This window comes from Cupriavidus sp. R6-3 (assembly GCF_059772245.1).
This window is the reverse complement of record NZ_JCBAJO010000245.1, coordinates 1-6,680: the sequence shown is the minus strand read 5'-3', so window position 1 is coordinate 6,680 and position 6,680 is coordinate 1. Positions and strand designations below refer to the sequence as shown.

General features: G+C 68.8%; 5 protein-coding genes. 1 reads left to right on the top strand and 4 read right to left on the bottom strand.

What is annotated here, in order from left to right; genetic code table 11:
* Positions 1-1,478 (bottom strand): glycogen synthase GlgA (gene glgA, locus AC6EI8_RS22845; protein ID WP_498382951.1); only part of this gene is annotated, 1,478 nt, incomplete at its 3' end.
* Between the two features lie 241 nt (positions 1,479-1,719).
* On the bottom strand, positions 1,720-4,245 hold the full coding sequence (locus tag AC6EI8_RS22840) for a glycogen/starch/alpha-glucan phosphorylase (RefSeq protein ID WP_498382952.1): 2,526 nt from the start codon (positions 4,243-4,245) through the stop codon (positions 1,720-1,722).
* A 381-nt stretch (positions 4,246-4,626) separates the two neighbouring features.
* On the opposite strand from AC6EI8_RS22840, the gene AC6EI8_RS22835 reads away from it, so the two are divergent.
* Positions 4,627-5,748 carry a DNA topoisomerase IB gene (locus AC6EI8_RS22835; protein ID WP_498382950.1) on the top strand — a complete coding sequence of 374 codons (1,122 nt, stop codon included), beginning with the start codon at positions 4,627-4,629 and terminating at the stop codon, positions 5,746-5,748.
* 131 nt (positions 5,749-5,879) lie between these two features.
* Here the strand turns inward: AC6EI8_RS22835 and AC6EI8_RS22830 are convergent, their stop codons facing one another.
* Both AC6EI8_RS22830 and AC6EI8_RS22825 read right to left on the bottom strand, forming a co-directional pair.
* The gene (locus AC6EI8_RS22830; RefSeq protein WP_187829073.1) at positions 5,880-6,236 is read right to left on the bottom strand and encodes a response regulator; all 357 of its coding nucleotides are present in this window, start codon (positions 6,234-6,236) and stop codon (positions 5,880-5,882) included.
* A gap of 230 nt (positions 6,237-6,466) precedes the next feature.
* Positions 6,467-6,680: 4-alpha-glucanotransferase (locus AC6EI8_RS22825; RefSeq protein WP_498382949.1), on the bottom strand; the 214-nt coding region annotated here is incomplete at its 5' end.

Here is a 6,680-nt window from a genome sequence, read left to right as displayed (position 1 = left end):
GGCGACAGCGCGCTGTACAGCGACAGGTATTGCTCGGCCGGTTGCGTCCAGCAGAACAGCGCCTGCATGCCGGCGCGCTGCAGCACCTTCCACGCGCGCGGCCGCCGCAGCCATTGCAGCGCCCGCTCGATCGCCGCGCTCATCGCCTCGGCGGTCTCGCCGTCGAACAGGAAGCCGGTCGCGCCGGGCCGCGGTGTCGACCCATGGCCGGCGTCGCGCACCGTGTCGACCAGGCCGCCGACACGCGAGGCGACCGGCACCGTGCCGTAGCGCATCGCATAGACCGGGGTCAGGCCGAAGGGCTCGAAGCGGCTGCCGTGCAGCAGCACGTCGGCGCCCGCGTGCAGCAGGTGCGCGGTTTCCTCGCGGTAGCCGATCGACACGCCGACGCGGTCCGGATAACGCGCGGCCAGCGCCTCGAAGCCGCGCTCGATGGCGGCCTCGCCGCAGCCCAGCACGGCGAACTGCACGCTGTCGTCGGCCTGCAGCGCGCGCTCGATGGCGCCCAGCGCCACGTCGGCCATCTTCTGGTGCGTCAGGCGGCTGCCCATCGCGACCAGCGGCGCGGCCGGATCGGCCGGCAGCCCGAAGCGGTTCTGCAGCGCCGCCTTGCAGGCCCGCTTGCCGGCCATCGAATTGGGCGTGTAGCAGTGCGGCAGCAGATCGTCGCTGGCGGGGTCCCAGTCCTCGGTGTCGATGCCGTTCGGGATTGCGCCCAGCACATCGCGCCGCGCCTGCAGCAGTCCTTCCAGCCCGTGGCCGAACTGCGGCGTCAGCATCTCCTGCGCATAGTTGTGGCTGACCGTGGTGACGCGGTCGGCGTAGCGGATGCCCGCCTTGAGGAAATTGAGCTTGCCCCAGAACTCGACGCCGTCGGACGTCAGGCAGTCTTCCGGCAGGCCAAGCTGCCCCGCCAGGCACAGCGGGAAGATGCCCTGGAAGGCGAGGTTGTGGATCGTGATGATGCTCGGCGTGTCGAGACCGGCGGCGCGCATCAGGAGCGGCGTCAACCCGGCATGCCAGTCGTGCGCGTGCACGGCGGCGGGCACCGGCAGCGGCGTGCGGCCTGCGGCGATGGCGGTCGCCGCATGCGCCAGCGCCGCGAAGCGCTGCGGGTTGTCGGCAAAGTCGCGGCCGGTCGGGTCGGTGTACGGCGTGCCGGCGCGGTCGTAGAACGAGGGGCAATCGAGCAGGGCGACCTGCACGTTGCTGCCCGGCATCCGACCGGCCATCAGCCGCATCGCACTATGCCCGGGTGCCAGCGCCAGCCCGGGCGCGCTCTCGGCAAGTTTCAGCGCGCCGAGGCTGCGCAGCCCCACGGCGCCGGCCAGGGCCTGCGGATAGCCCGGCATCAGGATCGTGACATCGAGGCCCCGCTGCTGCAGGGCGCGGGCCAGCCCGCTGACGACATCTCCCAAGCCGCCTGTCTTGGCCAAGGGCATGGCCTCGGCCGCCACGAATAGCACGTTCGTGTTCAAGTTGATCTCCGCCATTCTGAATGCGCTGGTGGTGGGGCGGCGGTCGGGCTGCACCGCCGCTGTTGCGCTTCACTCGCGGAGCGTCGTTGCATGGCGTCGGCGCGTGAAGCGTTGATGCCATGCGAATGGCATGCCAGCGTGGCGGATGTTTCGCAAAGGCTTTGCGTTCAACGGTTTGCGTAACCGGTTCGTAACTGTTGAAACAAGCACTGCGCAAAGCCTCCGTCGGCCGGTGTAAGAACTACATGCCGGGGCCGCCCTTGTGGCGGGTACCCGCCGTGCTCATCGCGGCGCGATGCAGCAGCGGCACCGGCACCGGTTTCACCCGCCAGATCCGCTCGCAGTACTCGCGAATCGCACGATCGGACGAAAAACGGCCCGAGCGCGCGCACGACAGCACCGACATCCGCTGCCAGCGCGCCTGGTCGGTGAACGCCACCGACACATCCTGCTGGCAATGCAGGTAGGAGGCGAAGTCGGCCAGCAACATATAGGGATCGTGTTGCAGCAGCCCGCCGAAGATCGGCTGGAACACCGACGGATCGCCGCGCGAGAAGAAGCCCTGGCCGATCAGGTCGATCACGGCGCGCAGCTCGGCATGGCTCTCGTAGCATGCGGCGGGCCGGTAGCCGGCGGCCTTCAGCGCGTAGACCTCGGCGGCCGACAGGCCGAACGGGAAGAAGTGGTCGGGGCCGATCGCTTCGCGCAGCTCGATATTGGCGCCGTCCATCGTGCCGATGGTGATCGCGCCGTTCATCGCGAACTTCATGTTGCCGGTGCCCGAGGCCTCCTTGCCGGCCAGCGAGATCTGCTCGGACAGGTCGGCGGCCGGATAGATCTTCTGCCCATAGGTCACATTGAAGTTGGGCAGGAACACCACCTTGAGCCGGTCGCGCACCTGCGGATCGCGGTTGATGACGTCGCCCACCGACGTGATCAGCCGGATCATCAGCTTGGCGTAGTGGTAGCCCGGGGCGGCCTTGCCGGCGAACAAGAAGGTGCGCGGCACGATGTCGGCGTTCGGGTCGGACTTGATCCGGTGGTACAGCGCCACGATGTGCAGCACCGCCAGATGCTGGCGCTTGTATTCGTGGATGCGCTTGACCATCACGTCGAACATCGACGACGGGTCGATCACCACGCCGGTGGTCTCGCGCACCAGCCGCGCCAGGTCTTCCTTGTTCTCGCGCCGCGCCGCCTGCCACCGGTCGCGAAAGCCCGTGTCGTCGGCGTAGGGCTCCAGTTCGCGCAGCCTGTCGAGGTCGCCGATCCAGCCGTCGCCGATCGACTCGCACACCAGCCGCGACAGCCGCGGATTGGACAGCGCCAGCCAGCGCCGCGGCGTGACGCCGTTGGTGATGCTGGTGAACTTCTCCGGCCACATGGCGTAGAAGTCCTTCAGCACGTCCTCGCGCATCAGCCGCGAATGCAGCTCGGCGACACCATTGATGGTATGGCTGCCGACGCAGGCAAGATGCGCCATCCGCACATGGCGCTGGCCGCGCTCGTCGATCAGCGACAGGCGCGACAGCTGGGACTCGTCGCCGAAGAAGCGGATGCGCACCTCATGCAGGAAGCGCGCGTTGATCTCGTAGATGATTTCCAGATGGCGCGGCAGCGTGCGCTGGAAGAGCGGCAGCGGCCACATCTCGAGCGCTTCCGGCAGCAGCGTGTGGTTGGTGTAGGCGAAGGCCTGCCGGGTGATCTGCCAGGCCTCGTCCCATGCCACGCCATGCTCGTCGACCAGCAGCCGCATCAGTTCGGCGATGCCGATGGCCGGATGGGTGTCGTTGAGCTGGACGGCGAACTTCTCGTGGAAGCGCGTGACCGGAATGCCGTGCGCGTCCAGCAGCCGCAGCATGTCCTGCAGCGAACACGACACGAAGAAATACTGCTGCTCGAGCCGCAGCTCCTTGCCTTGCTCGGTTTCGTCATTCGGGTAGAGCACCTTGGTCAGGTTCTCGGAGGTCACCTTCTTGCTGACCGCGCCCAGGTAGTCGCCGCGATTGAACACGCCGAAGTCGAAGGCCTCGGTCGCCTCCGCCCGCCATAGCCGCAATGTGTTGACCGTGTTGACCTGATAGCCGAGGATCGGCGAATCGAACGGCACCCCGACCACCGTCTTGGCCGGCACCCAGCGCACCCGGTAGTGGCCGCGGTCGTCGGTGTAGTGCTCGGTCTGGCCGCCCAGCTTGACCTGCACCGCCCATTCGGAGCGCTGGATTTCCCACGGATTGCCATGGCGCAGCCAGGTATCGGTGCTCTCGACCTGCATGCCGTCGATGATCGACTGGTGGAAGATGCCGTACTCGTAGCGGATGCCGTAGCCGAGCGCCGGGATCTGCATGGTCGCCAGCGAATCGAGGAAGCACGCGGCCAGCCGGCCCAGGCCCCCGTTGCCCAGCCCGGGCTCCAGCTCCTGCGCCAGCACCGTGTCGAGGTCCAGGCCGAGCTCGGCCATGGTCTCCTTGACCTCGTCGAAGATGCCCAGGTTGACCAGGTTGTTGCCCAGGTGCGGACCGAGCAGGAATTCGGCCGACAGGTAGGCGACCGTGCGCGAGGGCTGGCCCAGATAGGTTTCCGCGGTACTGATCCAGCGCTGCACCAGCCGGTCGCGCACCGTATGGGAAAGTGCCTGATACAGATCGTTGGGACTGGCAAGGCCGGGCAGCTTGCCCTGCGTGTAGAAGACATGGTCGAGGAAGGCGCGGCGGATGGTCGCGCCCGACATCGCGGTGCGGGTGTCCTCGTGGCTGTCGGCGGGCATGGTTTCGGCGAGCTGGGCCCGGGCGGCTTGCGACATGGCGGTCCTCCGGTTGGGAAAACCGGAGGGAGTTGCAAGAGACGTACCTTGCCCCGGGTAAGCGGGTTTTGCTGGCCCGGACGGGTAGGGCGCCGGGCAGTTCTTGCCAATTATTGGTGAGTTTGTAGAAAACGGTTAGGAAGATCGGGGGCTTGGTTCGCGCCCATGTCGTCCCATTCCTACAAACGATTGCGCGCGCGGCGGGATGCATCGGGCGCCGCCCCGGACTAATGTCGGAATGCCATCCCGAGGAACGGCGCGACACGGCGCAAAGAGCGGCGCTGCAACGGCGCCAGAACGGCGCGGCCACGGCGCCGGACGGGAAGGGTGGAGACGGGAGCCACGATGCGCGCTTCGACGCCGGCCGCTGAGAGCGTGACAGCAGGGACGACAGCAGGAACCACCGCAGCGACCACGGCAGCGACCGCGGCAGCGGCGGCGCGCGAGACATTGCCGTCCGGCGTTCGCTATGTCAACGACACCGGGCCCGGCATCACGCGGCGCCTGGTGCGCGGCCGCTTCGCCTATTTCGCGCCGGACGGCACCCGCATCCGCGATCGCGACACCATCGCCCGCATCGACGCGCTGGCGATTCCCCCCGCTTACCAGGACGTCTGGATCTGCCCCGACCCCCGCGGCCATATCCAGGCCACCGGCCGCGACGCCCTCGGCCGCAAGCAGTACCGCTACCACCCCGCCTGGATCGCGCTGCGCGACGAGAACAAGTACGACCGCCTGCTCGCGTTCGGCCGTGCGCTGCCCCGGCTGCGGCGGCGCGCCCGGCGCGACCTGCAGCGCAATGGCATTCCGCGCGAGAAGGTGCTGGCCGCCGTGCTGCTGCTGCTCGACGCCACGCTGGTGCGGGTCGGCAGCCGCCGCTACGCGCGCCAGAACCGCACCTATGGCCTGACCACGCTGCGCCGCCGCCACGTGCAGGTGCGCGGCAGCCGGCTGCGCTTTCTGTTCACCGGCAAGAGCGGCGTCGAGCATGACGTCACGCTGCAGGACCGCCAGCTTGCGCGGCTGGTGCGCACCTGCGCGGACCTGCCGGGCCAGCATCTGTTCAAGTACCGCGACGAGGACGGCGAGCTTCGCGAGGTCGGCTCGGACGATGTCAACGCGTACCTGCGCGAGGTGGCCGGCGAGGACTTCACCGCCAAGGACTTCCGCACCTGGGCCGGCAGCGTGCATGCGCTGGCCGAACTGCGCAAGGCGCCGGCGGCGGAAACCGAGGCCGCCCGCAAGCGCGCGGTGGCGGCCACCATCAAGGTCGTGGCCCGGCGCCTGCGCAATACCGTGGCGGTATGCCGGCAGTGCTATGTCCACCCGACCGTGGTCGACGCCTATATGAACGAGAAGATGGCGGCCTGCGGGCAGTGCCGTCGCGCGGTGAGGGCGCTGAGCATGGACGAGACCCGGCTGCTGGCGTTGCTCGAAGGGCAGAGCGCGGCGGCTGGCCGCGGCTAGTGCCGCTGGCGAGGCAGTGCGGCTGGCATGGGTGAGGCGGCTGGGGCTGCTGGGGCAGCTGGCCCGCGGGGCCGGCTGGTGCAGCCTGTGCAACTGGTGCGGCGAGCGCGGGGAGGGCGGTGTCCCGCGGTTCAGCTGTGTTCGAGCAGCTCGTCGATGGTGCGGATCAGCGCTTCCGGCGCGCACGGCTTGCGGCAGTAGCGCACGTTCGGATTCGGCACCTCGGGCATGGTCTGGATGCTGGAGAAAACGACAATCGGTGTACGACTTAGCGACGCATCGCCCAGCAGCAGATGGCACAGCAGCGCGCCGTCGCCGCGCGGCATCACCCAGTCGGTGACCACCACCGAGGGGTGCAGCCGCTGGGCCGCATCGAAGCCGGCCAGCCCATCTTCGGCCAACTCGACGCTAAATCCCGCGCGGCTCAGGGCGCTGGCCACTGCATGGGCCACGGCGGGATCGTCGTCGACGACAAGTACGGTTCGCACGGTAATACCTTGTGTTGGCAGATCGCGATCGTTCCGACCTTGCCATGCAAGCGGCGCGCCAGGGGCGGGCGGCGTGGCCCCGCGCCAAGACGGTATGGCGGTATGACGTTATGACGGTATGACGGTATGGCGTCCGGCGCCCAGCCGTCCGGGCGTGAGGTCGCGAGGTCGCGAGGTCGCGAGGGCGGGAGGGCGCGAAGGCGTGCGGACGCGCGGTGTCGTTCGGCCGCTCAACCCTTGGGCGCACGGCCCGAGCGCAGTGCCTCGATGCGCCGCTGGACTCCGGTCTGGCTGAACAGCGCCTGCACATCGAAGCGCAGCCGGCGCTGCCAGTTCGGATGGCCGCTGGTGGTGCCCGGCAGGTTGGGCTGCTCGACATCGGCCAGCAGGTCCTCGACCGGCACCAGCCGCAACGGCGTGCGCGCGCGCGACAGCCAGGCCAGG